Here is a 25696-nt window from a genome sequence, read left to right as displayed (position 1 = left end):
GAATTATTGCTGGAAACGTGATCAATTTAACACCTTGCTGATTGGGCGTAAAGAAAGTAAAGAAAGTTAGACTTATCTATCTTGCTTTATTAGGAATTTTTCTACCCGACTTCATCAGCACGGCTTCTTACTCGTCATACTTCAAGTTGCATGTGCGTTGGCTTCGTTCACTCACCCGAATCACTTACTTGAGTAAGCTCATCGGGATTCCCTCGCTTGCCGCCTGCCTGAAACTTGAATTATTTAGAGTATCTCTATGTATGCGGCACCCGAATTTCAGACCGTTTTAAAGGCGCGCCGCTAATGCCCACAACCTGACACCAACGCACCATCAGTGATACGATGGCGGAAAATGATAAAAACGGTATCAAGCATGTTAGCCAATATTATTAGAATTGCCACCCGACAAAGCCCGCTGGCCTTATGGCAAGCACGATATGTTCAGCAGCGTTTGAACCATCTCTACCCCGATTTATCCGTGGAACTTGTGCCGATGGTGACCCGCGGCGACATCATTCTGGATACGCCACTGGCAAAGGTTGGCGGTAAGGGATTGTTTGTTAAAGAGCTGGAACTCGCGCTGCTTGAAGGGCGCGCCGATATCGCCGTTCATTCCATGAAAGATGTGCCTGTCGAATTTCCCGATGGCCTTGGCCTGACCACCATTTGTGAACGTGACGACCCACGCGACGCTTTTGTTTCCAATCATTACGACAGCCTCGACCAATTACCGCAAGGCAGTTGTGTCGGCACCTCCAGCCTGCGCCGCCAGTGCCAACTGCGCGCCCGACGTCCCGATCTGGTGATTCGTGATTTGCGCGGCAATGTCGGTACGCGTCTGTCAAAACTGGACAACGGCGAGTATGACGCCATTATTCTTGCTGTCGCAGGTCTGAAACGCCTCGGGCTTGAAGAACGCATCCGCTGTGCGTTAAGCCCGGAAGAGTCTCTGCCTGCCGTCGGACAAGGCGCTATCGGCATCGAATGCCGTTTGGATGACGATCGCATTCGCCAACTCCTTGCCCCACTCAATCACACCGATACCGCCGCACGCGTATTGGCTGAACGCGCGATGAATGTGCGCCTTGAAGGCGGCTGTCAGGTGCCGATTGGCAGCTACGCCGAACTGGAAGGCAATACGTTATGGTTGCGTGCGCTGGTTGGTGCACCGGATGGCAGCCAGATGATTGTCGGTGAACGTAAAGGAAGCGTCGTTGACGCTGAAAAAATCGGCATTGCCTTGGCTGAAGAGCTGTTAGCGAAAGGGGCCAGCGCCATCCTTCAGGCCGTTTATCAAGGGTCAAGTTCATCATGACGATTCTGGTTACCCGTCCGTCACCCACTGGCGAACAACTGGTGACCCGTTTAAGAAAGCTCGGCTACCACGCCTGGCACAGCCCGCTGATCGAGTTTTCGCCTGGACGAGAACTCGCTGGTCTGCCTGCGCAATTACAAGCCCTACACACCGACGACCTGGTGTTTGCGCTCTCACAACACGCGATTCATTACGCCGATCCCATGCTGACGCGCACGGGCACAAGCTGGCCTGCCCACCTCGCTTATTATGCCATTGGCCGCACGACGGCACTGGCTTTACATAAAATCAGCGCACACCCTGTCATCTACCCGCCTGAACGTGAAACCAGCGAAACGCTATTGCAACTTCCTGAGTTACAAGATGTTGCAGGGAAACGAGCGCTATTACTGCGCGGCAACGGCGGAAGGGAGCTGCTAGGTGAAACGTTGACTGAGCGGGGCGCACAGGTAACCTACTGTGAATGCTATCAGCGCCGAGATGTTCACTATGATGGCTCGGAACAAAGCCGCCACTGGCAGCAAATAGGCATCGACAAACTGGTGATTACCAGCGGAGAAATGCTACAACGGATCTATACTTTAGTACCTGATTACTATCGGGCTTCCTGGCTACTTGGCTGCCAGTTGATCGTCGTTAGCGAACGACTGGCAGAACAAGCGCGTCAGCTCGGCTGGCATGATATCCGGGTGGCCGATAACGCCGATAACGATGCGCTCGTGCGCGCACTACAATAAACCTGATCATGGGATGTACCATTATGACGGAACACCATACCCCCACAGCTCCATCCGACGAGGTTGCTGAACGGGTTGAACCCGCTCATCAGCAGCAAGATCCCGTACCGCAGCCCAAGCGCAGTGGTGCCGTGCTTGGGGCGATCGCCATCGTGATTGCGCTGGCAATAGGCGCGGGATTGTATTATCACGGCCACCAGCAGGCACAACGGGAAACCGCTTCGCTTCAACGTCTGGAATCACAGCTAAACGCCTTGCAACAGCAGCACAAGCAGGAACAGCAGCAGTGGCTGGACGCTCAACAGCAGCAAAGCAAAGCACAGGACACCGCCACACAGCGCCTTGAGGCGCTAACGCGTCAATCAGATGCATTGCGCGATAAGCTGGCGGCGCTTTCCAGCCATGACACCAATACCTGGCTAATCGCTCAGGCAGATTTTCTGGTAAAACTGGCAGGACGTAAGCTGTGGAGCGATAAAGACGTCACCACCGCAGGCGCATTGCTGAAAAGCGCAGATGCCAGTCTGGCGGAAATGAACGATCCCAGCCTGATAGAAATTCGCCGCGCCCTGACCCACGATATCGGGGCGCTGGCTGGCGTTAGCCAAGTCGATTTTGACGGCATCATCCTGAAAGTGAATCAGCTCACTGACCAGTTGGACAACTTGCAACTCGCTGACAACAACGCCGATGACGCTCCGATGGACGCTAACAGCACCGAGCTATCCGCTTCATTGAGCGAGTGGCGTCAGAATTTGAGCAAAAGCTGGCACAATTTCATGGCTGATTTCATCACCATTCGCCGCCGTGACAGCGCCGCTGAACCGCTGCTGGCACCGAATCAGGATGTGTATCTGCGTGAGAACATCCGTTCACGTCTGTTGGTTGCCGCACAGGCCATTCCTCGTCACCAGAATGAAGTGTACAAACAGTCACTAGAAACGGCAGCAACCTGGGTTCGCGCCTACTTCAATACCACCGACCCCACGACGCAGGCCTTTTTGGATCAGCTCGATGCCTTAAGCCAGCAGTCGGTTTCACTCGATGTCCCAGCCGAGTTACAAAGTCAGGCGCTGTTGGAAAAACTGATGCAAACGCGCGTTCGTAACCTACTGGCTCAGGCGCCAGCCACACAGCAAGGAGAGTGAACATGCTGAAGGTCTTATTGCTGTTCCTGGTTCTGATCGCAGGCGTGGTGATCGGCCCGATCGTCGCAGGCCACCAGGGCTACGTCCTGATTCAGACGGATGACTATGACATTCAAACCAGCGTGACCGCTATGGTTATTATGCTGGTGCTGTTTTTTCTCGCCTTTCTGGCGGTGGAGTGGCTGCTGCGCCGCATCTTTCGCACTGGCTCCCGTACACGCGGCTGGTTCCTCGGCCGCAAACGCAGCCGTGCCAGAAAACAAACCAAAGCCGCACTGCTCAAACTGGCCGAAGGGGATTATTTGCAGGTAGAGAAACTGCTAACTCGCAATGCCGATCATGCCGAGCAGCCCGTGGTTAACTACCTTCTGGCAGCCGAAGCCGCACAGCAGCGCGGTGACGAATTCCGTACCAAGCAATACCTGGAGCGTGCCGCCGAAGTAGCAGATACCGATCAGCTTCCAGTCGATATTACGCGCGTGCGTATTCAGCTAGCGCGTAATGAAGATCATGCTGCACGTCACGGCGTAGACAAATTGCTGGAAGTCGCACCCCGTCACCCTGAAGTACTGCGTTTAGCGGAACAAGCTTTCCTGCGCACTCACGCCTATAGCGCACTGCTGGATATTCTGCCTGTGATGCGCAAGATCAATCTGTACCCTGAAGCGCGTTTGCTGGATCTACAGCAGCAGGCTTATATCGGCTTGATGAACCAGGCGATGGCGGATGGTGGCAGCGAAGGGCTGAAATCATGGTGGAATAATCAGAGCCGCAAAGTGCGTCATGAGATCCCACTTCAGATCGCGATGGCTGAGCATTTGATCGAGTGTGACGATCATGATACTGCCCAGAAGATCATTCTCGATGGTCTCAAACGCCAATATGACGAGCGTTTGATCCTGCTGATGCCACGTCTTAAAGCCGGTAACCCAGAACAATTGGAAAAAATGCTGTATCAGTACATCAAGCAGCAGGGTGCAACACCGCTGTTAAACAGCACGTTAGGCCAGTTGCTGATGAAACACGGCGAATGGCAGCAGGCCAGCGATGCCTTCCGCAACGCATTAGAACAGCGACCAGACGCTTATGATTATGCCTGGCGTGCCGATGCGCTGGAACGGCTACATCTGCCGGATGAAGCGGCGCAAATGCGGCACGAAGGGCTATTGCTCACGCTACAGCAACCAGCCCACTAACCACGGTATCATCCCTTTATAAGGCTCCTTCTTTGGGGCCTTATTATTTTTTATGTTTCGATAGCAGGCTGTGCCCGAACATTTTCATCAGACGAAAAAAAACGCTTACCGATAAACGGTAAGCGTTGAAAACATCAGGTCTGTCAGACAACAGAATGGTGCCTCACTCAACGTTATGTCCGGAAAGCCCGATGGAGATTTGCATCTTCATCTGGAGTTGGACGATAGGCACCTCAAATTGGCTCTGCGTCATTCCCAGGATTATGAAGCCGAAGCAAGCATAGAAGGTGGAATGAGCATCTACACGCTTATTTAAGCATAAATTATGCCAACATGCATAATGTTATTACTAATGCTTCATAAAATCATGATAACCAGCTAATAATAAATACTATTTTTATTATTGGCTGGAAGAAAGGTCAAGACACTGTCGGCGACAAAAACGAGATCGGGCTCACAAAAACTGTCGCCATTCAGAGACGAATTTGTCAGATAAAGTATTAATCATTATTAATCAAAGAATTAAATGTCTCCTTTTTGAGACATCAGATCCCCCCACGTGTCGTGCTTTTCCGACAGCCCTATCAAAGCTGTTGATTCAACATGCTTAACCGGGCGCGATAGCCGTTACGAATATGCTGGCAGGCAGCCTCTTGTGCCGCATCCTTATCACGCCGAACTAACGCTTCCACAATCGCCTGGTGTTCACGCCTCGCCTCTTCGGTACGCTCCGGCGACTCATAGGTGGTTCCGCGCAGTAGCGACAGATGAATACGCAAATTTTCCAGCATTTCATTTAGATAGGGATTATGGGTCGCTCGATAAATCTGCCGGTGAAAAAGACGGTTGTGATCGTGCAATTGCCGACTGTCAGTAAGCGTTTTCTCCACTTTAACCATATCCTGCAACAGCTCCAGTTCTTCCGTTGAAGCAGATGCCACGGCCAGTTCCATCGCCAACCGTTCCAACCCTTCACGCACGGCGAAAAGCTGGCGCAGTCGCTCATAGCTGATCTGAGCAATCATCAGCCCGCGCTGAGGGCCCGGTTCCACCAATCCTAGCGCTTCAAGCCGGTGCAGCGCCTCACGAATCGGCGTGCGGCTGAGCCCAAATTGCTGCGCCAACCGTGTTTCCTGCAAACGTTCGCCAGGCAACAGCTCACCTTTCTCGATTGCGCTAATCAGTATCTCGAACGGCGACAACGCCAGCTCTTTGTCGTTAAGTGTTAAGTTCATAATCCCTTGATATATGGTTGACGGTCAGTACAAGGCCACGCACAGATGGCGTCTTTAGGCTGCTCACATGTGCACGCTGCGCCACGGATCGTCATGTATTGAGAAAAATTCAAGTTTGCCCGACGCCCTGCCTTTATCAAGCTGTCGTATCGCATATTTTGTGCTTAGCTTAGCGAAAAAGCGTCTTTGTCACTGAATGAGCGATTGAATATGCTTTCACCACACACTGTATACAAATGCATTCAACAAGACAAAACGCGCATCCCAAGACCCGTTTGGCGGTACTGGCAATGTCATCGCGTTTTTGCCTAAGGAGTTCCTACGATGCCAGCTACACCGACGTTTCCTCGCGGCAACGCGCTCAGCCAGTTTATTCACACCGCGCCCACGATGACAATCCCCGATGCCGTCTGGCATGAGGCTAAGCGAGCGCTCATTGACTATCTGGGCGTCGCTATTGGTGCCGTAGGAGATAACGCGGCCTGCGCGGTTCAGCGCGTGGCACAACGCTGGCAGGCGCAGGGTCATGCGCAAGTTATCCTCGGAACGAAAACCACACCCGCGCTGGCAGCACTGATCAACGGCACACTTTCTCATGCTGCCGATTATGACGATACGCATCCGGCTGGCGCGGGCCACCCTAGCGGCCCCTGCTGGTCGACAGCGCTGGCAATGGCGCAACACTACAGCGCGGACGAGCGCACGACGCTTATCGCTTTTATTACCGGATTTGAAGTGATGGCAAAACTGGGCGGCGGCTGGGTGCCCGGAGTAGGTCGTAACCTGCAACGTCGCGGTTTTCACCCGACATCGATTGTCGGGCGTGCGGGAGCCGCCGCTGTCGCGGCTTCCATTTTGCACCTTAATCCCAATGCAATCGCCAACGCATTGGGTGCGGCTGCAACCATGATGGGAGGATTACAGAAATCATCCGGCACGCACGGTAAACCATTCCATGCTGGCAAAGCGGCAATGGATGGCATCACAGCAGCAGAGCTGGCGGATGAAGGCTTTATCGCCGCCCATCATTTTTACGAAGCCGATGGCTGGGTGCAAACCTTTGTGCAGGATGGCAGCGCCGTCATCCCGACGCTCGATTTTGGCGACAGTTGGGAGCTATTAGGTAACGGCTACAAGCTGTATGCCAGTTGCCGAGGAACCCACGCATCCATCGAAACGGCGCTTAAACTCTTCCCACAGTTGAAAGGCCGCGCTATCGCCCGTATTCATGCCAAAGTCCACCCGATGGGAATGGTGAACGCCGGGATCGCCAACCCGCAAACGCCGCTAGAGAGTAAATTTAGTATTCCGCACTGTATTGCGCTGGCGCTGAGCGGCTATCGCCTCAACGATACGGACTTCACGCAGCGCACCGTTGACGATCCCGCACCGCGCCAGTTGCTGTCGCGCTTACAGATCGACGCAGTAGAGGGGCAGTCGGCCAGCTCCGCGTTTATCGATATCGAACTGGAAGACGGCGAAAAACTGTATGCAGAAACCGACGTGTATCGCGGTCATCCGCAAAATCCACTGACCGACGCCGAGCTGCGCGCCAAATTTGATGCCCTGACTATTCCCCTATTAGGGGAAACCCGTAGCGATCGGCTCTATCAGGCCGCCTTCCACTTTGAGCAGCCGGGCTCGCTTGCCATTCTTACTGAATTATTAGCAGGATAGTCAATTTCAGTTCGACCTAAACAATTCGATATAAAAAGTCTCACGATAATAACAGGATGCTTTCATGACCATTGCCCGCCAGCTTGCCCATAATCTGCTGGAATTTTCTCGCCAGACGTTCCCTGCCGACGTCTTGGCACACGCACGAACCGCCATAATTGATACGCTGGGCGTCACGCTCGCTGGAGGGATTCAAGACGGTGCGCAAAAACTCAGAGCGGTGATCGTTCCATCAGCCACCGTAGGGAAAAGCAGGATTTTCGGTACAGACCTCAAACTCAACGCGCTGGATGCGGCATTATTAAACGGCACATCCGCACATTTACTCGATTTCGACGATTCCAATTCCTGGCTGCACGGGCATATTTCCGTCGCCGTGCTCCCAGCTTTGCTGGCATTGGCAGACGAGCAGGAAGCCAGCGGTGCAACAATCCTACACGCCTATCTGTGCGGTTATGAAACTGCGGTACGCATGGGCAAAGCCGTCAGCCCTTTTCAGTATCGCAACGGCTGGCACCCGACAACTTCTGTCGGCATCTTCGCTGGTGTAGCCGCCTGCGCAGTCTTGTTGAAACTTAGCGAAGAGGAAACAGCGACCGCCTTTGCTATTACCGCGTCGCTGGCCTCCGGCATCAAATCCAACTTTGGTAGCCAGACGAAATCACTGGCGGTCGGTCACGCCAATCGCAGCGCCGTCATGGCAGTATTATTGGCGCGTCAGGGATACAGCGCGGGTGATACCGCGTTTGAACATCACCACGGCTATTTCAACGTCTACAACCGCTCAGATGAAAACGTCGACACCACGCCGTTAACCGACCCCTGGTCTGCGCCGTCCCACATTCTCGATCCTATAAAAGGGAACAATTTTAAATACTTCCCCTGCTGCTACGCCATTCTGGCACCGCTGGACGGGCTGCTGGCACTGCGCGAGGAAACCGGACTGAATCCCGAATCGCTGGATCGAATTCAGATTGCCATCCACCCTATTCGCTTTCCGCACATCAACATTCCAACGCCGGATACGCCGCTGGCAGGGAAATTCAGCCTGCACTACTGCATCGCCCGCGCCTGGGTACAGGGGAAGTTGACGTTGGACGACTTTATTGACGAGGCGGCGCTGCACGATCCCACGACACAATCGCTGATGGCACGTGTTGAACTGATCTGTCATGACGAGAGCACCACGCACACGGCACACGTCACATTAGTGACCCGTGATGGCCGCACTTATCACCGTCGTGTGGCAGGCGCGCTAGGCTCCAGTGCAGAGAATCCGTTGCCGGACAATCTGATTGCGGAGAAGTTTATCGACTGCGCCAGTCAGCTTTTTCCGCGCAGCGAGGCAGCGGCGTTGTATCAACGACTGTTGCGCGACGATTATCGTTAACGGCGGAAAGGATGCTTGATACGCATTAATCGCATCAGGCATGATCATTTTTCGCCTCGTCTGTTTAACCATGCGCGACACAGGGATAGCTTTCACCATGTTACATCTTGTTCCACCCGACATTTCGCCACTCTTTGCTGGTGTACTGGTTTTTTGCAGTTTTCTGACATCGGCATTAACGGCCGCGCTAGGACTGGGCGGCGGCGTCACACTACTGGCAATAATGGGTCTAGGGATGCCAGTCAGCAGCCTGCTGCCGGTTCACGGTATCGTCCAGCTCGGTTCCAACCTGAGCCGCAGCCTGATTCAACGTTTGTATATCGTCTGGCCGCTGGCGCTGTGGTTTTTTATCGGCAGCGTCATTGGCATCGCACTGGGTGCGCCCGTCGCCGTCTGGCTCCCAGACAGTGTGGCAAAGATCGCGCTGGCCAGTTTCATTCTGTGGTCAGTTTTCCGTAAACGCACCGCACCAAAACCGGTTAATCGCTTGTTCTTTATTCTGGGCGGTGCGCTCACCAGTCTTGGCACCATGGTCGTCGGTGCAACAGGCCCCATGGTCGCTGGGTTGATCAGTTCGCAAGGGGTAACTAAAAAGCCGCTTATTGCCACGCACGCGCTCTGCATGGTGTTACAACACGGTCTAAAGATACTGGCATTCGGAATGATGGGATTTGCCTATCACGACTGGCTACCGATGCTGGCGGCAATGATTGTCAGCGGTGTATTGGGCACCTGGTTGGGTACACGCCTGCTGGATAATTTGCCAGAAAAACTCTTCCGCACGACCTTTCGCCTCACCATGTTGATCCTCAGTGCGCAGCTCATGTGGCAAGGTGTACAAGGGCTACTTGCCCGCTAAATCATCCCGCCAGTGCCTTGTTCATCATGCAAGGCTCCGCTCTCTTTTCTCCTTCACATCATCCCCGAAATAGCTATATCCATTATTCAGCTTTAGATAGAGAAATATGCTATTTGCCATTTACAGGCAACATTGAGAACATTTGTATACAAAAGAACGCATCACAATAAAAACAATTAATTACAACAAATTAGCCCCTGAGTAATTCGAGTTGCAGCCGGCTTGAAATCTGACGGGCATAAAACAACACCGACCATTCTGAGGATACTTATGCTGCGAAAACTACTCTCATTGACAACCGCCACAGCGCTGACTTTAGGGGGGCTGCTGCTGCCTGTTGCTCACGCCAATGCCGCTGACGCAGGAAACGGCGAAACGCTCAAAAAGATCAAAGCACGCGGCGAGCTGGTTTGCGGCGTGCATCCGGCACGTCACGGTTTTTCCGCAATTGATAGCAAAGGGCAGTGGACCGGGCTGGACGTCGATTATTGCCGTGCGTTAGCCGCCGCTATTTTTGGCGATGCCAGCAAAGTACGTTTTGCCGCCCTTTCCACCGCACAGCGTTTCCCGGCAATTCAGTCAGGTGAAGTGGACGTGCTATCACGCAATATCACCGCTGATTTATCTCGCGACACCTCGCTTGGGTTGAACTTCGCACCGCCGACTTTCTATACCGGAACCGGCTTCATGGTGCGCACCAGTGCCAATGTGAAGACGGTGGAAGATCTGGACGGCGCAACCGTCTGCATCACGCCGGGCAGCAGCACCGAACGCAACGTCGCGCAGATTTTTGCGTCACGCAACCTGCATTACACCCCAGTGGTCATTGAGAACAATAAAGAGTATGTCGCAGCCTATCTGTCCGGACGTTGCGACGTCATCGCTCGCGATAAAGTCGCTCTGCCTGGCGTGCGTACCTTTGATGCGGAAAAACCCGCGGACCACGTGATTCTGTCGGGGATTTACTCAAAAGAGCCGCTGGCAATGGCGGTTCGTCAGGGCGATGACCAATGGTACGACATCGTGAAATGGGTGGTTTACGCCACGTTCAATGCGGAAGAGATGGAAATCGGCCAACAGAACGTAGACAGCAAACTCAAATCAACAGACCCGGATGTACAGGCACTGCTTGGCACCACGGGAGACTACGGCCAAAAACTGGGACTGAATAACCAGTGGGCTTACAACCTGATTAAGCAGGTAGGGAATTACGGCGATATTTATAACCGCCATTTCGGGCCAGACACCCCGGCACCGTTAGAGCGCGATCTGAATAATCTCTGGACGAAAGGCGGTCTGCTCTACGGCCTGCCCATTCGTTAATTCACCACACTGTTGGCGTCAGCTCGGAAAGGTTCGGGCTGATGCCATACCGCCCTATTCAGACACTACCGTCATTGGGTGTGTTGAGAATCGGCAACGACCAGAAGAAAAGACCGCCGGTAATGAAATCATCAGACAAGACGCTACTACCAGCCTCAGCCACACCGTGGTCAGGAACGCCATCTCACTCGCGCCACCTGTTGAACGCCTTTGGCAGCAAATCCCTACGTGCCTGGATTTATCAGTGCCTGCTCGGCCTTCTGATCGTCGCGTTCAGCTACTGGCTGTACGCCAACGTAGTCGAAAATCTACGCTCACAAAATATCGCGACAGGATTTGGCTTCCTCGACCACACCGCACAGTTTGAGATTGGTGAAAAGCTCATCGCGTTTACCCCACGCGACAGCTATCTGCGTGCGCTTGGCGTCGGTTTATTGAATACCCTGTACGTTACGCTATGCGGTATCGTGCTTGCTACGCTGCTGGGCTTCTCCGTTGGTATCGCCCGCGTCTCCCGCAACTGGCTGCTGGCGCGGCTTGCCGGGGGATATATCGAAATGATGCGCAATATTCCGGTGATCTTGCAGGTAATTTTCTGGTCGGTGGTTATCCGTAACCTGCCCTCACCACGCGATGCTATCGAGCTTGGCAGCCTGGGCTTCCTGACCAATCGCGGGCTGTCTTTTGCCGTTCCCGCGGCGCATCACGGCTGGCTGTTGAGCGGAATCGCCCTACTCGCCGCCGCCCTAATTTCCCTGATCCTGAACCGCGTGGCGCGCTATATTCGGGAAAGCCGGGGGCGCTCTCTGCCGACAGGCCGCCTGACACTCGTCGCGTTCATCGGGCTACCGCTGCTAGTCTGGTGGATTTCCGGCGCACCAGCAGAACTTGATCGCCCAATCCTGCGCGGTTTTAACTTCCGTGGCGGCTTTACCGTCAGCCCTGAATTCACGGCACTGTTGCTCGGTATTGCGCTCTATTCCTCAGCGTTTATCGCGGAAATCGTGCGTGCGGGGATTCAGTCTATCCCCAAAGGCCAGTTGGAAGCGGCACGTGCGCTGTCCTTTTCGCCCTGGCACATGATGCGCCACATCATCATTCCACAGGCAATGCGCGTCATCGTTCCACCGTTGACCAGCCAGTATGTCAGCCTATCAAAAAACAGTTCGATCGCGGTCGTGGTCGGTTACCCAGAGCTGGCGAACATCAGCAACACGCTGATGAATCAAACCGGTCAGGCGCTCGAAGTGATTGCCATCATGATGGTGGTTTACCTGACAGTCAGCATCGTGACCTCGCTGCTGATGAATCTATTTAACCGCGCCGTCGCCATCAAAGAGCGTTGAGGAACACTGAATGTTATTTCCGGTACAGTCACTCTCCACCGTTCCCAGCCGCCTGCGCACGCCGCTGCTGTGGATGCACCGCCATCTGTTCAGCAGCATGCCGCAAACTATACTCACGCTGCTACTGGTGGTGCTGATGTGGATCATCGGTAATAAACTGCTGCACTGGGGCATTCTCGATGCCGTGTGGTACACCACCGACCCAGACGTCTGTCGTGCCGCCGCCGGTGCCTGCTGGGCAGTGATCGTGGAAAAACATCGCCCCATCCTGTTTGGCCTTTACCCTTACGATGAACACTGGCGTCTGGTACTGGCAATGGGGATCTGGTTTCTGGCTCTCGGTCTGTCACTGATGCCCCGTTTCTGGCATTCGCGCATCCTCTTACCGCTGTGGATCATCGCGGTAGTCGCCATTGCCATCCTGATGTCCGGCGGTTTATTTGGCTTATCTTACGTGCCTTCCAGCGAATGGGGTGGCCTGCCGCTAACGCTCCTGTTATTTAGCGGCACCGTCGTCATTGGTATGCCCGTTTCGATTTTGCTGGCACTGGGGCGGCGCTCACCGTTGCCTTTCCTACGCGGCCTGTCCGTTGTTTTCATCGAAGGCCTGCGCGGCGTACCGCTCATCACGATCCTATTCGTCGCCGTTAACGTCTTCCCGCTGTTTCTGCCCGCAGGTATGGAAATCAACAAGCTGCTGCGCATCATTATCGGCATCGCGTTGTTTTTCGCCTGCTATCAGGCCGAGGTCATTCGCGGCGGTTTACAGTCCGTCCCGCGCGGGCAATACGAAGCGGCGATGGCGCTCAATCTCAGCTACTGGCACACGACGACCAAAATCATCCTGCCGCAGGCGCTGCGCATCTGCCTGCCCGCCATGACCAACCATATTATCGCCGCCATGAAGAACACCTCGTTTGTCATCATTATCGGACTGTTTGACATCCTCACCGCCACCAGCTCAGTGATGCAGGATCCGCTATGGCGGCGCTATTACATTGAAACCTATATTTTTATCTCGGCTATCTATCTGCTGTTTGGCTTCCTGCTCTCACGCTACGCGCTGTGGGTGGAAAAACGCATCGATGCCAGCCGTAACCCAGAAACGTATCACGGTTAAGCAGTAGCCGTTGATGAAAACACCGACAGGAGCTTGGTTACCATGAGCTTAGCCGCAGACACTTTAGTTACAAACCAAGTAGTTACAGACAATAACGTCATCATTGAGATCAACGCTGTCAGCAAATGGTATGGCGCATTTCAGGCGTTGAATAACGTGACGCTGAACGTACAGAAAGGCGAGCGCGTGGTGATTTGCGGCCCTTCTGGTTCAGGTAAATCCACACTCATCCGCTGTATTAACCGACTGGAAGAGCACCACGACGGCCATATCCGCGTGAATGGCATCGAAGTTAACGACAACATCAAGAACATCAACCGCGTGCGCTCCGGCATCGGTATGCTGTTCCAGCAGTTCAACCTGTTTCCCCATCTGAGCGTGCTGGATAACCTGACGATTGGCCCGACGCTGGTCAAACAGCGTAAGAAGCAGGAAACCATCGATTTAGCGATGCACTATCTGGAGAAGGTGCATATCGCCAATCAGGCACATAAATTCCCGCTCCAGCTCTCTGGCGGCCAACAGCAGCGTGTGGCGATTGCCCGGGCGCTGTGTATGCAGCCGGAAATCATGCTGTTTGACGAACCCACTTCAGCGCTGGATCCAGAGATGATTAAAGAAGTGTTGGATGTGATGCTCGATCTGGCGGAATCCGGTATGACGATGATCGTCGTCACCCATGAGATGGGCTTTGCCAAGACGGTCGCTGACAAGGTGATTCTGATGGCCGACGGTAGCATCGTTGAATCCGCTCCGCCGCAGGACTTCTTCAACACGCCATCACACCCGCGCACGCGCCAGTTCCTGGATCAGATTCTGAGCCATTAATAGGCAAAAAATATCCGCGTCGGAAAACCGACGCGGATAGCATTAAGCAATCAGGAATTAGCGAGAAGAGAGCTGCTCTAAACTCTGTTTCGCGACCTGATACAGATAGTGTGCCGTTGGGAACAGTGCGCTGTCGTCAACGCGGAATTTCGGGTGGTGTAGTGCATAAGGTCCGCCGGAGCCAACCATCATGAAAGTACCCGGCAGTTTCTGCTGATAGAACGCAAAATCTTCACCAATCGGGCTGGCTTCCACACGGCGTGCTTCAAACCCTTCGTCACTTGCCACGTTCAGCGCAAACTCAACCCACTCTGGCGTATTGATCACCGATGGCGGCCCTGCATGCCACAGGAACTCAATTTCCGCGCCAAAGGTGCTGGCGATACCCGAAACGATTTGGCGGAAGCGCTGTTCAATTAAATCACGCGCGTCCTGATTGAACGTTCGGACCGTACCTTCAACATAGGCCGTATCGGGAATAACGTTCCAAGTGCTGCCGCTATGTACCTGAGTAATTGACACCACCGCGTTATTATCGGACGACACCGTGCGACTGATGATGGTTTGCACCGCAGAAATCAACTGACCCAAAATGATTATCGGATCGTTGCCTTCATGCGGCTTCGCGGCGTGGCAGCCTTTCGCCGCAATTTTGATCTCAAAGCGGTCAACACCCGCCGTCAATGCACCGTCTTTCCCACCGATGACGCCAACAGGCAACGTCGGATCGTTGTGAATACCGAAAATCGCTACCGCATTGTCCAACGCACCGACAGCAATCACTTCCGGTGCGCCCAGCCCAGTCTCTTCAGCCGCCTGGAACAAAATCCGCACCGTGCCTTTCAGTTCCGGCTCGATTTTCTTCAGCAGGATCGCCGCACCCAACGCAGCGGAAGAGTGAAAGTCATGACCGCAGGCGTGCATCACCCCTTTGTTGAGCGACGTGAATTCTACGCCAGACTCTTCCTCAATCGGCAGGGCGTCGATGTCCGAACGCACCACGACCAGTGGGCCATCCTGTAGGCCACCGACTTCCGCGACCAGACCAGTTTTCAATGGTAGATCGAGGACGCGAATCCCTTCTTTTTCCAATACCGCACGAATCTTTTTCGTCGTTTCGAACTCCTGATTCGACAGTTCAGGATTGCGGTGTAAATCGTGGCGAAACGCCTGAATAAACTGAGCCAGAGGCTCGTGCTGAGGTGCTGTTCTCATCAATTCTTGCTCCACATTATCGTGCCCCGTCTGACGGGGCGGCCTTGTTCAGGCGTGCAGGTATGTCTACGTGTGCGTTAAATATCGTACTCAAGCGGCTCAGGCAGCTTGGTCAACTGACGCAGGAAACGCTGGGTTTGCGGGTTATCTGAGAAGCTGATCACCTGCTCCGCCGGGCCTTCCTCAACGATGTGACCGTCTGCCATGAAGATCACGCGGTCAGCCACTTCTTTGGCAAACTGCATTTCATGGGTAACGATCACCATCGTGGTGTCGTTTTTCGCCAGCTTCTGAATCACCTGAAGCACTTCGTGTACCCTTTCTGGATCCAGTGCCGAGGTCGGTTCATCAAACAAAATGGCTTTCGGATCGACCGCCAGCGCACGAGCAATACTCACACGCTGCTGCTGCCCGCCGGATAACGTCACCGGATACTGCGCCGCCTGCGGCAGCAGGCCAACCTGTTCCAGCAACGCCAGACCGATTTCATCCGCCTGCTTCTTCGGCATTTTTTTCACGACAATCAGCGCTTCCGTTACATTCTCCAGCGCCGTCTTGTTCTTAAATAGGTTATAGCTCTGGAATACCATCGCCGTTTGACGGCGCAGCGCGTAGGCCTCCTTGGAGGAATAACGATGCGTATCCAGCATTTGTTCGCCAATTTCAATCGTGCCTGACTCTGGCGTTTCCAGCAGATTTAGGCAGCGCAGTAGCGTGGATTTACCTGAACCGGATGGGCCGATGATGGCAACAACTTCGCCTTTCGCGATATCCAGACTAATGTTGTTCAACACCACCTGATCGCCAAAGCGTTTAGAAAGATTCTTTACACTGATCATGTCAGCCCCTTATCGCTGTAGCGAGTGATTCAGTTTCTTCTCAAGCTGTTTTTGCAGCCAGGCGTAAACCACAATCACCATCCAGTAAATCAGACCCACGACCAGGAAGGTCTCAAAGAAACGCAGAGATTCAGCGGCAATCATCTTGCCTTCCGCGAACAGCTCGGAGACACCCAGCGCAAAGGCCACCGAAGTATCTTTAATCAGGGAAATAAAGGTGTTCCCCGTCGCTGGCAGCGCATTCAGCATGGCCTGAGGCAACACGATGCGGCGATAGACCTGCGCTTTACTCATGCCAATGGACAGACCCGCTTCCGTCTGGCCGAAATCCACCGAGGCCAGGCCTGCACGGAAAATCTCAGCCATATAGGCGGAGGTTTTCAGGCTAAAACCAATAATCGCGGCCGTCATCGCATCCAGATTGGATAAGCTTGGAAATAGCTGCGGTAGGCCGAAATAGATAATAAACAATTGAACCAGCGACGGAATACCGCGGAACAGGGAAATATACAGTTCGACAATTTTTACTACCGCGACGATCTTGCTTTCACGGACTAACGCCAGGATAAGGCCGAGAACCATAGCAAAAAACATCGACACCACGGCAAGGAACAGCGTGGTCGGCAAATACATTAATACCTGGGGAAAGACCTTCAGCAGGTAGGCAAGATCGACATTCATGAGTTATACCATTAATGCTTCCACCGGCCATACTGCACCGGTGGAGGAGGCGATAAGTCAACCGACAAGCGGCAATGCAATAACGTTACTTTTTCGGTGAAACAGAGATATCCTCACCAAAGTATTTTTCGGCGAGAGCTTTCAGGCGTCCATCTTCACGCATTTTCGTCAATTCAGCATCGAATTGTTTACGTAATGCATCACCATTTTCGTCTTTGTGGAACGGGAAGCTGACCTCTTCAATCACCAGCGGCTCACCAACCAGCTTAAACGGAAGGTTACGCTTATTGATTTCTGCCAGCAGGATCGGACGTGAATTCACGTAGCCTTCAACGCGTTTAGACAGCGCATCGTTCATCGCACCATCGCGTGTTTCATAGGTGCGAATAGTGACGCTGCCGTCGGCAAAGGCTTTTTTCAGGTTGTTGACGTGGTTAGAACCCAGAACGCCAGCAACCGTCTTCCCTTTCAGGTCGGCCAGTGTATTAATGTCTGTGTTATCTTTGTGCGTCACAATCTGGCTACCGTAGAAGCTATACGGCTGGGCGAAATTGTATTTTTCCTGACGTGCAGGGGTAATTGCCACCACGTTCGCCACGGTATCCAGCTTTTTCGCTTCCAATTGCCCCATCAGGCCACTGAAATCAGCGGTAACCCACTCAACTTTGTAGTTCAAATCCTTCGCGATGGTTTCCGTGACTTCAACGTCAAACCCGACCAGCTTGTTATCCTGCTTAAAACCACTTGGATAACTCTGGCCCGTTGAACCCACTTTCAATACTTTTTCCTGCTCGGTGCCGCTCTTCCCAGAATCACAACCGGCAACAAGAAAGGCGGTCGTCAGCGCCAGAACAGACAACGTTACTTTTTTCATCATTTTACTGCCTCTCTTTTTGAATTTTTATCTTTCCACTGGTCGTACAATTGGTTATCAAGGATTTTTTCCATCCAGATTGTCAGGTGTCCTTTTCCCAGATTCGTCTGCCCGACTTCCTTGAAACCATAATTTCGGTACATCTCAATCAGCCACGGGTGGTTTTGCGCAGTGCCCAGCGACACTGCTGGCGCTTTGAGCTGGTTAATCAGAATTTCTTCTTCCAGCCAGCCCATCATTTGCTTACCCAATCCCTGTTTTTTATAGCCAGGGTGCGTCGCAAACCAGCCCAGATGGGGTAAACCGAACGGACCCGGCTCAGGCCCCCACGGATAGCGAATGGTAAATGACGACACCATCTCCCCGTCTTTTTCCATCACATAAACGCCGTGTGAGGCGATATGCGTGCGCACCATGTCAATATCCGCATGGGCCGCAGAAAAATTGATACCTAACTGGCGAATGGGCTCAAAGGCCGCCAGCGCCAGTGCCAAAAAAGTTTCATCATCCGCAAGCGTAGCCTGACGAAATACGATACTCATGGTTTCACCTTATGCTGGCAACAGGCCGGAGTTATCTGCATAGCGGATAACATCATCAACCTTCTGCGGCGCGCTACCGACATAGTTCGCCGGATTCAGCCAGTCGTCCAGATCGGCGGCAGTCACCTGTTCAGAAAGCACCGGATGGGCCAGCAGCACCGATTTAAAGGACTGATCCTGCTCGAATGCCTGCATAGAACATTCGTAAACCAAATGGTGAGCGGTCTGCTTACCGAGACGTTTGCCAATCTCGAACATCACTTTCTCGGACAACAGCAGGCCATTTTGCAGATCGAGGTTCGCCAGCATCTGCTTTTCGTTAACAGACATGCCACGCAGGATGCCAAGTGCATTCTGAAGTTGAGCGGACAAATAGATGTTGATTTCCGGCAGCGCGATCCACTCCGCACGCCAGCTCATCGCATCGCGCTCATGTTCAACTTTCATGGATTCGTGGATCAGCGCGGCGCTCTTAAACAGCGGTGCCGTCAGGCTCGCCAGCCCTTCCAGCGCGGCAGGGTTACGTTTGTGCGGCATCGTGGTAGAACCGATTTTCCCTTCGGAGAACGGCTCTTCGATTTCATTAATCTCGGTGCGCATCAGGTTGTACAGCTCGTTGCCGATTTTGCCCAGCGTACCGCTGATCAGAACCGTCACGGAGGCATATTCGGAGAAGCGATCGCGGGCAGACTGCCAGCCGATATTCGGCGTATTCAGCCCCAGTTTATCCAGCGTCAGACGCTCAATTTCCGGCCCTTGCTCGCCAAAAGAAGCATAGGTGCAAATAGCGCCGTTGATGTTGCCAACCAAAACACGCTCTCTGATTTCACCCAAACGCTCAAGGTGACGAATAAACTCATCCAGCCAGACAGCCAGTTTGAAGCCAAACGTGGTCGGCAGCGCCTGCATGCCGTGGGTACGGCCAGCCATCAGCGTATGTTGGTATTTCTTCGCCAAACGTTTCAGTTCAACGGCCAGCAATTGTGTATCTCTGACGACAATATCAAAAGATTGTTTCAGTTGTAACACTGTCGCGGTATCAACGATGTCCTGCGTGGTCACGCCATAGTGAATAAATTCACCCGCAGCACCACACTGTCTCTGAATCGCGGCAATCGTCGGCATCAGAGAATGCTTCATGCGTGCCGCATCTTTGGCAATCTCTTCAACGTTAAGTGCGCTTGCGTCAGCGTTTTCTGCAATGGTTTTTGCCGCATCCAGCGGAATGACACCCAGTTCACCCTCGGCAAGCGCCAGGGCCACTTCTACCTCGACCTGTTTAGTCAGGCGGTTATGCTCGGACCAGACGCCGCGCATTTCAGGCGTGCCAAAATTATTCCCTATAAGAAGAAAATCAATAAGATGTGATGCCATAATTAACTCGTTAGTGTTGGATTTATCAGGCGGGGTTTTATGTCGTCTTTTTAATTTTTAAAAATATAACATGCGGAAATTATGCGCTTTATATCTTTCGGATCTATCTTAGATCTAAAAGTTTGATTGCAAAGTATGCATCTGGACATGTTCGCTAACACTCCCTCTTGGGCTGAGAAACCCGTTTGTCACTTTCCCTTCTCTACAATGAAATTCCTTGCCCGTATTACTGCTGACGAAGGACTATCATGCTTTCCCACTACACATTGCGAACGCTCCGTATTTTATTGATTGTCATACCTATTATCTCAACGTTCTCTACTCAGGCTCAGGATCGCTACCAGTTGGAGAAGGTGGTTGAAGTCAGCCGCCATGGTGTTCGCCCCCCGACTGAATCCAACACAACCGCGTTAGAATCCGGCACAGCACGACAATGGCCGCAGTGGGTCACGCGGGATGGCGAATTAACCGGACATGGCTATGCCGCCACCGTGCTCAAAGGCCGCTATGAGGGCGAATATTATCGTCAACAACATCTGTTCGCTTCAGGTTGCCCGATGGAGCAACAGATTTATGTGCTTGCCAGCCCATTACAACGCACTCGCGCAACCGCACAGGCTTATATGGACGGCATGTTTCCTGGTTGCGGTGTTGCCACACATGCCATTGAGGATGAAAAACACGATCCGTTGTTCCACGGGGATAAAATGGGAATTGGCACGCTTGACCCTGAACGGGCAAAGGCCGAGATGTTGAAAACGATGGGTGGCGATCTAGATACCGCCTATCAACGTCTTAAGCCCACTATCGCGTTGTTGAAGCAGGTCGTATGCGAAGCAGACCAACCCTGTCCGGTGTTTGATAAACCGTGGGCGCTCAAACAGGATAAAGATGGTTCGACTTCTATCAGTGGTCTGAATACGCTGGCGAATATGAGCGAGGTTTTCCTGCTGGAATATAGCGAAAACCTGCCGCTGGCACAGGTTGCCTTCGGTCATGTCCGCAGCACGCAGGATCTCACCCCATTGATGGCCCCGATGACGGCTAAATACGACGTCACCAATGATGTTCCCTATATCGCACAGCGCGGTGGCTCGCTATTGATGCAGCAAATCGCACAGGCGCTGGCGCAGGGAACACAGGAAGCGCAGGACACCGCACAAGGCGAGCCGCCGACAGCACCTTACTTGTTGTATGTCGCCCACGACACCAACATCGCCTATCTACGCACGCTATTGCAGTTTCACTGGCAGCTACCCGGCGATACCGCCGATAACATCCCGCCCGCAGGTAGTCTGGTCTTTGAGCGCTGGCGCGATGCCACCACTCAGCAACGTTTTTTGCGTATTTATTTCCAAACACAATCGCTGGATCAGATCCGTTCGCTGACACCGTTGGGCGAGCAGCAACCGTTACTGAAAGAAGAATTTACATCCCAGGGTTGCCAGCAGACAGAGCAAGGCACGCTGTGTCCTTTTGATACCACGCTAAAATCAATGCGAAAAAGTATCGATAGCAGTGCGTTAGCAACGGTGCATTACACGCCATAACGCACTACCACGCAGGGAAACAACGTCCTGTCGGGTTGATGAATCCGGCAGGACAGCATGGCTATCTGTGCATATTTTCCACCGCCAGAAGAGCGCGGCTCAGTGCGTCTGGAGAGAGAGAGAACGGCAACAACGCCGCGCTGTCAGTAGGGAATTTAAAGTGTGTCACGATATGCTTCACCGCTTCCTCATATTGATCTCCTGCTATCGGAAGCGATAAGGGCATATCATAGCGAGATAACTGCTTCAATAAATCGTCATCAACACACTCGCTGTCGTGAGCCAGAAGAGATTGTACTAGCAATCCGAATCCGACTTTTTCACCATGTAGCCAATCGTGCAACTCGGGGATATAGGTCAAACGGTTATGAATAGCATGAGCAACCCCCGGAGCAGGGTTTTCATCCCTCATACTGTTAGCCAGTCCCGCGCCAGCAATCGCCGCGTCAATAACCTTCTGCAACGCAGGCGTCACCTCCTGATTTTTGTTATCGCGTATCGCCTGTTCTCCCCATTGTTCAAAGATGTCACGGGCAAAAGTGGCAGCCTGTATCTTGAGGCTCAATGCCAGGCTGTCGCCACACGATATCAAGTACGGCTGAAATTCATACCATTTCGCCAATGCGTCAACGATCCCGGCTTTCAAATAACGCGCGTCGCTACGTGCAATAACGGAACTATCAACCATGACAAGGACAGGCATCCGTTTGAGCACAACAGTCCCCTGATGCCCGCCGTGATCATTATAAAGAATGCTAATTGGCGACCAGGCAGCACAGGTAGCCGCTATCGTTGGTAGTGTGGCAACCTGCCCATTTTCCAGTCCGTCTGCCACCGCCTTAGCACAATCCAGCACACGCCCGCCGCCAATCCCTACGACGAACTGAATGTTATTCCGTGCAATTTTTTCGCGGTGGTATTCCACACTTTCACGCGTACATTCTCCGGTTAAGAAATGCACATCAAAAGCAATTCCGCTGTCCTTAAGGCTGCCAGTCACTTCATTCTCAACCGCTTGCCAGGCTCTTGGGCTGGTTAAAATCGCAATGTTCTGACTAAACGAGCGAATTAGCTCACCGATATGACGGCACAAATCAGCCTGATGATGATAAGCAAGGGGAGATTTTATAGATAACACAAGAATTCCTTTTTAACTGGCCGTTGCCATTCTTTCATAATCATGAGGAAGGCCCACAGATTGGTTTATCAGTTTAAGAATCCCGATGAAATTTGTAACTGGAGTAAAGAGAATAAATTATAGCATTACGATATAAGCCACTCATTTTTCGCAGTGATATAGTTCAGTTTAGGTTCTTAAATCTATATCTATCAAATAATTATATTAAAACCCAAACTGATATAACCATTACACTAGGGAATAGGAATCCACCATGCAAACACGTTTCTTTATTAAACCTAAAACACTCTTGCTCGCAGCAGGGATCGCCGTCGTCGTAGCTGGGTGTGATAATACGACCACTACAGACCAGCCACAGGTTTTACGCATTGGTACTACCGGACAAAGTTTTCCTGGTTCTTATAAAGAAAACGGTAAACTCGTTGGCTATGATGTAGAAGTCGCTGAAAAAATAGCGAATGAACTGGGCTATAAGGTCGAGTGGACAACATCGGACTTCAGCGGCTTACTGGGGCAGTTAGAGGCAGGAAAACTTGATACTATCGCGAATAATTTCGTCCAAACCGAGGCTCGTCAGAAAAAATACAATTTTTCTAAAGACTACCTCACTTATGCTTCACAGGTCGTCACAAGTATAAAAAATGACGATATCCAGTCTTTATCCGATCTGGACGGAAAAACGATTGCTGGGGTTCTAGGCTCTACACACGTCACAAACCTGCGTAACGCTTTTCCCAAAAACAATATTACCATTAGAACCTACGAGACCCGGGATGGCGCAGTCAATGATGTCATCAGTAACCGCGTACAGGGCTATGTCAATTCACGCCCAATTCTGCTAGCCGAAATCAACAAACATAAACTGCCACTCAAGTTGGTTGGGGAGCCGTTATCTCATGAAATCGTTAGTTTTCCGTTTGCGAAAAATCCAAAAGGCGACACCCTGCTCGCTGCTTTTAACGAAAAGCTCGACACATTGAGAAGCAACCATCAGTTGAACGAGCTGGCTGAAAAGTATTTCGGTAGCGATGATGTGCTGGGGCATGGATCCAAAGCTAAATAAAAACAGCCTATCGGTACAAATCCAGTCTATCTGTAAAAATCAAAGTGCGGACGAGCAACCTTTCATATCCGCACTCTACCCGTATTAAAATTAAATAAAAAATCAGGGTTTATCGTCGTTACATGATTTTCAGACGAAAAAAAGCACATCTTTCGATGTGCTTTTTTTGTAATTGGTCGGCGAGAGAGGATTCGAACCTCCGACCCACTGGTCCCAAACCAGTTGCGCTACCAAGCTGCGCTACTCGCCGAATGTACTGCTTATTGAACATCACTGATGTTCTCGTTTGTGCGTGGTGCGAAGAGAGGGACTTGAACCCTCACGTCCGTAAGAACACTAACACCTGAAGCTAGCGCGTCTACCAATTCCGCCACCTTCGCATAACTCACAAACTTTTTTATTAACGAAAAATCGCTAATTTACTGCTAAATCTGGGGTGGCTAATGGGACTCGAACCCACGACAACTGGAATCACAATCCAGGGCTCTACCAACTGAGCTATAGCCACCATCACCACATTTTACATCTTATTACGCGGCACTTCCTTTTTACGGGATACTTTCTTTACGAAGGTAAGTGTACCACCGCAGCTCTTGCACACAACATACTCGTTTACACAATATAATGGTGCGCCCGACAGGATTCGAACCTGAGACCTCTGCCTCCGGAGGGCAGCGCTCTATCCAGCTGAGCTACGGGCGCTTAGCGCCGTTGCGGGACGGGATATTACGGACTTAGCGACTGACTGTCTAGTGCTTTTTTATCGAAATGATGCGTTTGCTTATGCTTTGTTCATTTCAAGCTAAATAACGTACAAATCCGCGCTTCCCGCCCCCAAACACGACTATTTACCCCGTGCCAGCGACGTTTTTTTGCCCAATCCCAGCACGAAATAGCACAGGCTGACTACAGCTAAAAAGGCGATACCAACCAATAAAGACATCCGTGTGTCTATATTTATATACATTCCCACCAGCACACACAGCAAAAATGCCATCGTCAGGTAGTTTACCCACGGGAACAGTATCGATTTAAACGGATGTGCGACCAGCGCAGCACGATGCTGCTCACGAAAACGCAGTTGGCTGATCAACACCACAAACCACGGCACCATGCCCGGCAGCACGCTGGCGCTATAAACATAAACAAACACTTTTTCCGGGTTAGGGATGACGTAATTCAAGAGTGACCCAGCCACCAGACAAAGAATAGAAACCATGACGCCTGCCGCCGGCACACCGCTGGCCGTCACTTTACCTAGCCAGGCAGGAAGTTGGCGGTTGTTAGCCAGCGAATACAGCATCCGACCACAGCTATACATACCGCTGTTACAGCCGGACAGCGCAGCCGTCAGTACCACAAAGTTGATGATGCCTGCCGCTGCCACAATACCGATTTTGGCAAACGTCAGCACAAACGGGCTGCCGGACGTACCAATTTCATTCCAAGGAAAAATCGTGACGATAACGAAGATCGCGCCCACATAGAAAATCAGGATGCGCCACAAAATGTTATTGATAGCGCGCTTCAGCGTCACCTGCGGATTTTTCGCCTCTCCTGCCGTAATACCTACCAGCTCAACCCCCTGATAGGACGCCACCACCAGACAGAGTGCAAACAGCAGACCTTTCCAGCCTCCCGCGAGGAAGCCGCCGTGTTCGGTCAGGTTACTGAATCCGGTCGCCTGACCGTGGTTACCGAATCCGAAGAAGATAATACCGACGCCGACTAATATCATCACGACGATGGTGGTGATTTTAATCATCGCGAACCAGAATTCGATTTCGCCATACAACCTTACGGCAGCAAGGTTTGCGCCCGCGACGAGTGCTACCGCAGCGATGGCCGGTATCCACTGTGGCAAGTCGGGGAACCAATACTGAACATATACGCCAATAGCGGTAATTTCCGAAATCCCGACCGCCATCCACATAAACCAATAGCCCCACGCGGTGAGATAACCGAAGAAGGGGTGCATATATTTATGTGCGTAGACGGCAAACGATCCTGCTACCGGCTCCAGATAGAGCATCTCGCCCATTGAGCGCATGATGAAGAAAACGAAAATCCCGGCAACAATATAGGCCAACAAGACTGATGGTCCTGCCCACTTCAACGCACTGGCCGCGCCCATAAACAGCCCGACGCCAATTGTGCCGCCCAGCGCAATTAGCTCAATATGTCGGGCTTCCAACCCTCTATGGAGTTTTTCCTGCTTTACATCTTCTGCCATATATCCTCTGTCT

At 52.3% G+C, this 25696-nt stretch carries 22 protein-coding genes and 4 tRNA genes; 13 read left to right on the top strand and 13 right to left on the bottom strand.

The features are described from left to right. Positions 1-373: 373 nt before the first annotated feature. Genes hemC through hemY form a run of 4 tightly spaced genes read left to right on the top strand, consistent with a single transcriptional unit; the run spans position 374 to position 4396 of the window. Positions 374-1315 (top strand): hydroxymethylbilane synthase, encoded by a 942-nt coding sequence (hemC, locus tag A8F97_RS20665; RefSeq protein WP_015731393.1) that lies wholly within the window; start codon positions 374-376, stop codon positions 1313-1315. Beyond that, the gene (gene hemD, locus A8F97_RS20660) at positions 1312-2052 is read left to right on the top strand and encodes a uroporphyrinogen-III synthase (RefSeq protein WP_033072251.1); all 741 of its coding nucleotides are present in this window, start codon (positions 1312-1314) and stop codon (positions 2050-2052) included. The genes hemC and hemD overlap by 4 nt, the downstream gene beginning before the upstream one ends. A gap of 23 nt (positions 2053-2075) precedes the next feature. Next, positions 2076-3200, top strand: a complete 1125-nt coding sequence (gene hemX, locus A8F97_RS20655) for a uroporphyrinogen-III C-methyltransferase (protein ID WP_015731394.1) — start codon at positions 2076-2078, stop codon at positions 3198-3200. A gap of 2 nt (positions 3201-3202) precedes the next feature. Further along, positions 3203-4396, top strand: a complete 1194-nt coding sequence (hemY, locus tag A8F97_RS20650) for a protoheme IX biogenesis protein HemY (RefSeq protein WP_033072252.1) — start codon at positions 3203-3205, stop codon at positions 4394-4396. 584 nt (positions 4397-4980) lie between these two features. On the opposite strand, the gene A8F97_RS20645 is transcribed toward hemY, so the two are convergent. After that, positions 4981-5631 carry a GntR family transcriptional regulator gene (locus A8F97_RS20645; RefSeq protein ID WP_014701778.1) on the bottom strand — a complete coding sequence of 217 codons (651 nt, stop codon included), beginning with the start codon at positions 5629-5631 and terminating at the stop codon, positions 4981-4983. A gap of 324 nt (positions 5632-5955) precedes the next feature. On the opposite strand from A8F97_RS20645, the gene A8F97_RS20640 reads away from it, so the two are divergent. The 7 genes from A8F97_RS20640 to A8F97_RS20610 all read left to right on the top strand — a co-directional run bounded on the left by A8F97_RS20640 (position 5956) and on the right by A8F97_RS20610 (position 14174). Next, entirely contained in the window at positions 5956-7308 is a 1353-nt protein-coding gene (locus tag A8F97_RS20640; protein WP_033072253.1) for an MmgE/PrpD family protein, read from the top strand. A 64-nt stretch (positions 7309-7372) separates the two neighbouring features. After that, the gene (locus tag A8F97_RS20635) at positions 7373-8698 is read left to right on the top strand and encodes an MmgE/PrpD family protein (RefSeq protein WP_025919654.1); all 1326 of its coding nucleotides are present in this window, start codon (positions 7373-7375) and stop codon (positions 8696-8698) included. Between the two features lie 97 nt (positions 8699-8795). Beyond that, positions 8796-9557 (top strand): sulfite exporter TauE/SafE family protein, encoded by a 762-nt coding sequence (locus tag A8F97_RS20630; protein ID WP_033072292.1) that lies wholly within the window; start codon positions 8796-8798, stop codon positions 9555-9557. 270 nt (positions 9558-9827) lie between these two features. Next, positions 9828-10880 (top strand): amino acid ABC transporter substrate-binding protein, encoded by a 1053-nt coding sequence (locus A8F97_RS20625; RefSeq protein WP_033072254.1) that lies wholly within the window; start codon positions 9828-9830, stop codon positions 10878-10880. A 122-nt stretch (positions 10881-11002) separates the two neighbouring features. Then, the gene (locus tag A8F97_RS20620; RefSeq protein WP_033072255.1) at positions 11003-12226 is read left to right on the top strand and encodes an amino acid ABC transporter permease; all 1224 of its coding nucleotides are present in this window, start codon (positions 11003-11005) and stop codon (positions 12224-12226) included. A 10-nt stretch (positions 12227-12236) separates the two neighbouring features. Beyond that, positions 12237-13346, top strand: a complete 1110-nt coding sequence (locus A8F97_RS20615) for an amino acid ABC transporter permease (protein ID WP_033072256.1) — start codon at positions 12237-12239, stop codon at positions 13344-13346. Between the two features lie 42 nt (positions 13347-13388). Continuing rightward, entirely contained in the window at positions 13389-14174 is a 786-nt protein-coding gene (locus tag A8F97_RS20610) for an amino acid ABC transporter ATP-binding protein (protein WP_033072257.1), read from the top strand. 57 nt (positions 14175-14231) lie between these two features. Here the strand turns inward: A8F97_RS20610 and A8F97_RS20605 are convergent, their stop codons facing one another. From A8F97_RS20605 to purB, 6 genes are all read right to left on the bottom strand, one after another. After that, a complete protein-coding gene (locus tag A8F97_RS20605) occupies positions 14232-15389 on the bottom strand; it encodes a M20 peptidase aminoacylase family protein (protein WP_014701786.1) in 1158 nt (385 codons plus the stop codon). 77 nt (positions 15390-15466) lie between these two features. Next, the gene (locus A8F97_RS20600; RefSeq protein WP_014701787.1) at positions 15467-16228 is read right to left on the bottom strand and encodes an amino acid ABC transporter ATP-binding protein; all 762 of its coding nucleotides are present in this window, start codon (positions 16226-16228) and stop codon (positions 15467-15469) included. A 9-nt stretch (positions 16229-16237) separates the two neighbouring features. Then, on the bottom strand, positions 16238-16909 hold the full coding sequence (locus A8F97_RS20595) for an amino acid ABC transporter permease (protein WP_005969164.1): 672 nt from the start codon (positions 16907-16909) through the stop codon (positions 16238-16240). Between the two features lie 85 nt (positions 16910-16994). Then, a complete protein-coding gene (locus A8F97_RS20590; protein ID WP_014701788.1) occupies positions 16995-17786 on the bottom strand; it encodes an amino acid ABC transporter substrate-binding protein in 792 nt (263 codons plus the stop codon). Continuing rightward, the gene (locus tag A8F97_RS20585) at positions 17783-18325 is read right to left on the bottom strand and encodes a GNAT family N-acetyltransferase (RefSeq protein WP_015731400.1); all 543 of its coding nucleotides are present in this window, start codon (positions 18323-18325) and stop codon (positions 17783-17785) included. Before A8F97_RS20585 ends, A8F97_RS20590 begins: the two co-directional genes overlap by 4 nt. A 9-nt stretch (positions 18326-18334) precedes the next feature. After that, the gene (gene purB, locus A8F97_RS20580; protein ID WP_015731401.1) at positions 18335-19699 is read right to left on the bottom strand and encodes an adenylosuccinate lyase; all 1365 of its coding nucleotides are present in this window, start codon (positions 19697-19699) and stop codon (positions 18335-18337) included. 248 nt (positions 19700-19947) lie between these two features. On the opposite strand from purB, the gene A8F97_RS20575 reads away from it, so the two are divergent. Further along, the gene (locus A8F97_RS20575; RefSeq protein WP_033072258.1) at positions 19948-21249 is read left to right on the top strand and encodes a histidine-type phosphatase; all 1302 of its coding nucleotides are present in this window, start codon (positions 19948-19950) and stop codon (positions 21247-21249) included. Between the two features lie 61 nt (positions 21250-21310). Here A8F97_RS20575 and A8F97_RS20570 read toward each other — a convergent pair whose 3' ends face one another. Next, positions 21311-22387, bottom strand: coding sequence for an iron-containing alcohol dehydrogenase family protein (locus A8F97_RS20570; RefSeq protein WP_033072259.1), 1077 nt, complete (start codon positions 22385-22387; stop codon positions 21311-21313). A gap of 253 nt (positions 22388-22640) precedes the next feature. Between A8F97_RS20570 and A8F97_RS20565 the strand changes: the two genes are divergently transcribed. Continuing rightward, positions 22641-23450 (top strand): transporter substrate-binding domain-containing protein, encoded by an 810-nt coding sequence (locus tag A8F97_RS20565; protein WP_014701792.1) that lies wholly within the window; start codon positions 22641-22643, stop codon positions 23448-23450. Positions 23451-23623: 173 nt separating this feature from the next. On the opposite strand, the gene A8F97_RS20560 is transcribed toward A8F97_RS20565, so the two are convergent. The 5 genes from A8F97_RS20560 to thrP all read right to left on the bottom strand — a co-directional run bounded on the left by A8F97_RS20560 (position 23624) and on the right by thrP (position 25683). Continuing rightward, a tRNA-Pro gene (locus A8F97_RS20560) sits at positions 23624-23700 on the bottom strand. Positions 23701-23743: 43 nt separating this feature from the next. Continuing rightward, positions 23744-23830: transfer RNA gene (locus tag A8F97_RS20555), tRNA-Leu, on the bottom strand. 52 nt (positions 23831-23882) lie between these two features. Continuing rightward, a tRNA-His gene (locus A8F97_RS20550) sits at positions 23883-23958 on the bottom strand. Positions 23959-24075: 117 nt separating this feature from the next. Continuing rightward, positions 24076-24152 (bottom strand) — tRNA-Arg (locus A8F97_RS20545). 142 nt (positions 24153-24294) lie between these two features. Beyond that, positions 24295-25683, bottom strand: coding sequence for a bifunctional threonine/serine APC transporter ThrP (gene thrP, locus A8F97_RS20540; RefSeq protein ID WP_033072260.1), 1389 nt, complete (start codon positions 25681-25683; stop codon positions 24295-24297). Positions 25684-25696 lie beyond the last annotated feature (13 nt).

It is taken from the genome of Pectobacterium parmentieri, assembly GCF_001742145.1.
GTDB classification, from domain to species: Bacteria; Pseudomonadota; Gammaproteobacteria; order Enterobacterales; family Enterobacteriaceae; genus Pectobacterium; species Pectobacterium parmentieri.
This window is presented reverse-complemented; position numbering and strand designations above follow the sequence as displayed.

Bases quoted from the DNA above. Each gene is read 5' to 3' on its own strand.
- hemC (WP_015731393.1), top strand. From the start codon at position 374: ATGTTAGCCAATATTATTAGAATTGCCACCCGACAAAGCCCGCTGGCC.
- hemD (WP_033072251.1), top strand. From the start codon at position 1,312: ATGACGATTCTGGTTACCCGTCCGTCACCCACTGGCGAACAACTGGTG.
- hemX (WP_015731394.1), top strand. From the start codon at position 2,076: ATGACGGAACACCATACCCCCACAGCTCCATCCGACGAGGTTGCTGAA.
- hemY (WP_033072252.1), top strand. From the start codon at position 3,203: ATGCTGAAGGTCTTATTGCTGTTCCTGGTTCTGATCGCAGGCGTGGTG.
- A8F97_RS20645 (WP_014701778.1), bottom strand. From the start codon at position 5,631: ATGAACTTAACACTTAACGACAAAGAGCTGGCGTTGTCGCCGTTCGAG.
- A8F97_RS20640 (WP_033072253.1), top strand. From the start codon at position 5,956: ATGCCAGCTACACCGACGTTTCCTCGCGGCAACGCGCTCAGCCAGTTT.
- A8F97_RS20635 (WP_025919654.1), top strand. From the start codon at position 7,373: ATGACCATTGCCCGCCAGCTTGCCCATAATCTGCTGGAATTTTCTCGC.
- A8F97_RS20630 (WP_033072292.1), top strand. From the start codon at position 8,796: ATGTTACATCTTGTTCCACCCGACATTTCGCCACTCTTTGCTGGTGTA.
- A8F97_RS20625 (WP_033072254.1), top strand. From the start codon at position 9,828: ATGCTGCGAAAACTACTCTCATTGACAACCGCCACAGCGCTGACTTTA.
- A8F97_RS20620 (WP_033072255.1), top strand. From the start codon at position 11,003: ATGAAATCATCAGACAAGACGCTACTACCAGCCTCAGCCACACCGTGG.
- A8F97_RS20615 (WP_033072256.1), top strand. From the start codon at position 12,237: ATGTTATTTCCGGTACAGTCACTCTCCACCGTTCCCAGCCGCCTGCGC.
- A8F97_RS20610 (WP_033072257.1), top strand. From the start codon at position 13,389: ATGAGCTTAGCCGCAGACACTTTAGTTACAAACCAAGTAGTTACAGAC.
- A8F97_RS20605 (WP_014701786.1), bottom strand. From the start codon at position 15,389: ATGAGAACAGCACCTCAGCACGAGCCTCTGGCTCAGTTTATTCAGGCG.
- A8F97_RS20600 (WP_014701787.1), bottom strand. From the start codon at position 16,228: ATGATCAGTGTAAAGAATCTTTCTAAACGCTTTGGCGATCAGGTGGTG.
- A8F97_RS20595 (WP_005969164.1), bottom strand. From the start codon at position 16,909: ATGAATGTCGATCTTGCCTACCTGCTGAAGGTCTTTCCCCAGGTATTA.
- A8F97_RS20590 (WP_014701788.1), bottom strand. From the start codon at position 17,786: ATGATGAAAAAAGTAACGTTGTCTGTTCTGGCGCTGACGACCGCCTTT.
- A8F97_RS20585 (WP_015731400.1), bottom strand. From the start codon at position 18,325: ATGAGTATCGTATTTCGTCAGGCTACGCTTGCGGATGATGAAACTTTT.
- purB (WP_015731401.1), bottom strand. From the start codon at position 19,699: ATGGCATCACATCTTATTGATTTTCTTCTTATAGGGAATAATTTTGGC.
- A8F97_RS20575 (WP_033072258.1), top strand. From the start codon at position 19,948: ATGCTTTCCCACTACACATTGCGAACGCTCCGTATTTTATTGATTGTC.
- A8F97_RS20565 (WP_014701792.1), top strand. From the start codon at position 22,641: ATGCAAACACGTTTCTTTATTAAACCTAAAACACTCTTGCTCGCAGCA.
- thrP (WP_033072260.1), bottom strand. From the start codon at position 25,683: ATGGCAGAAGATGTAAAGCAGGAAAAACTCCATAGAGGGTTGGAAGCC.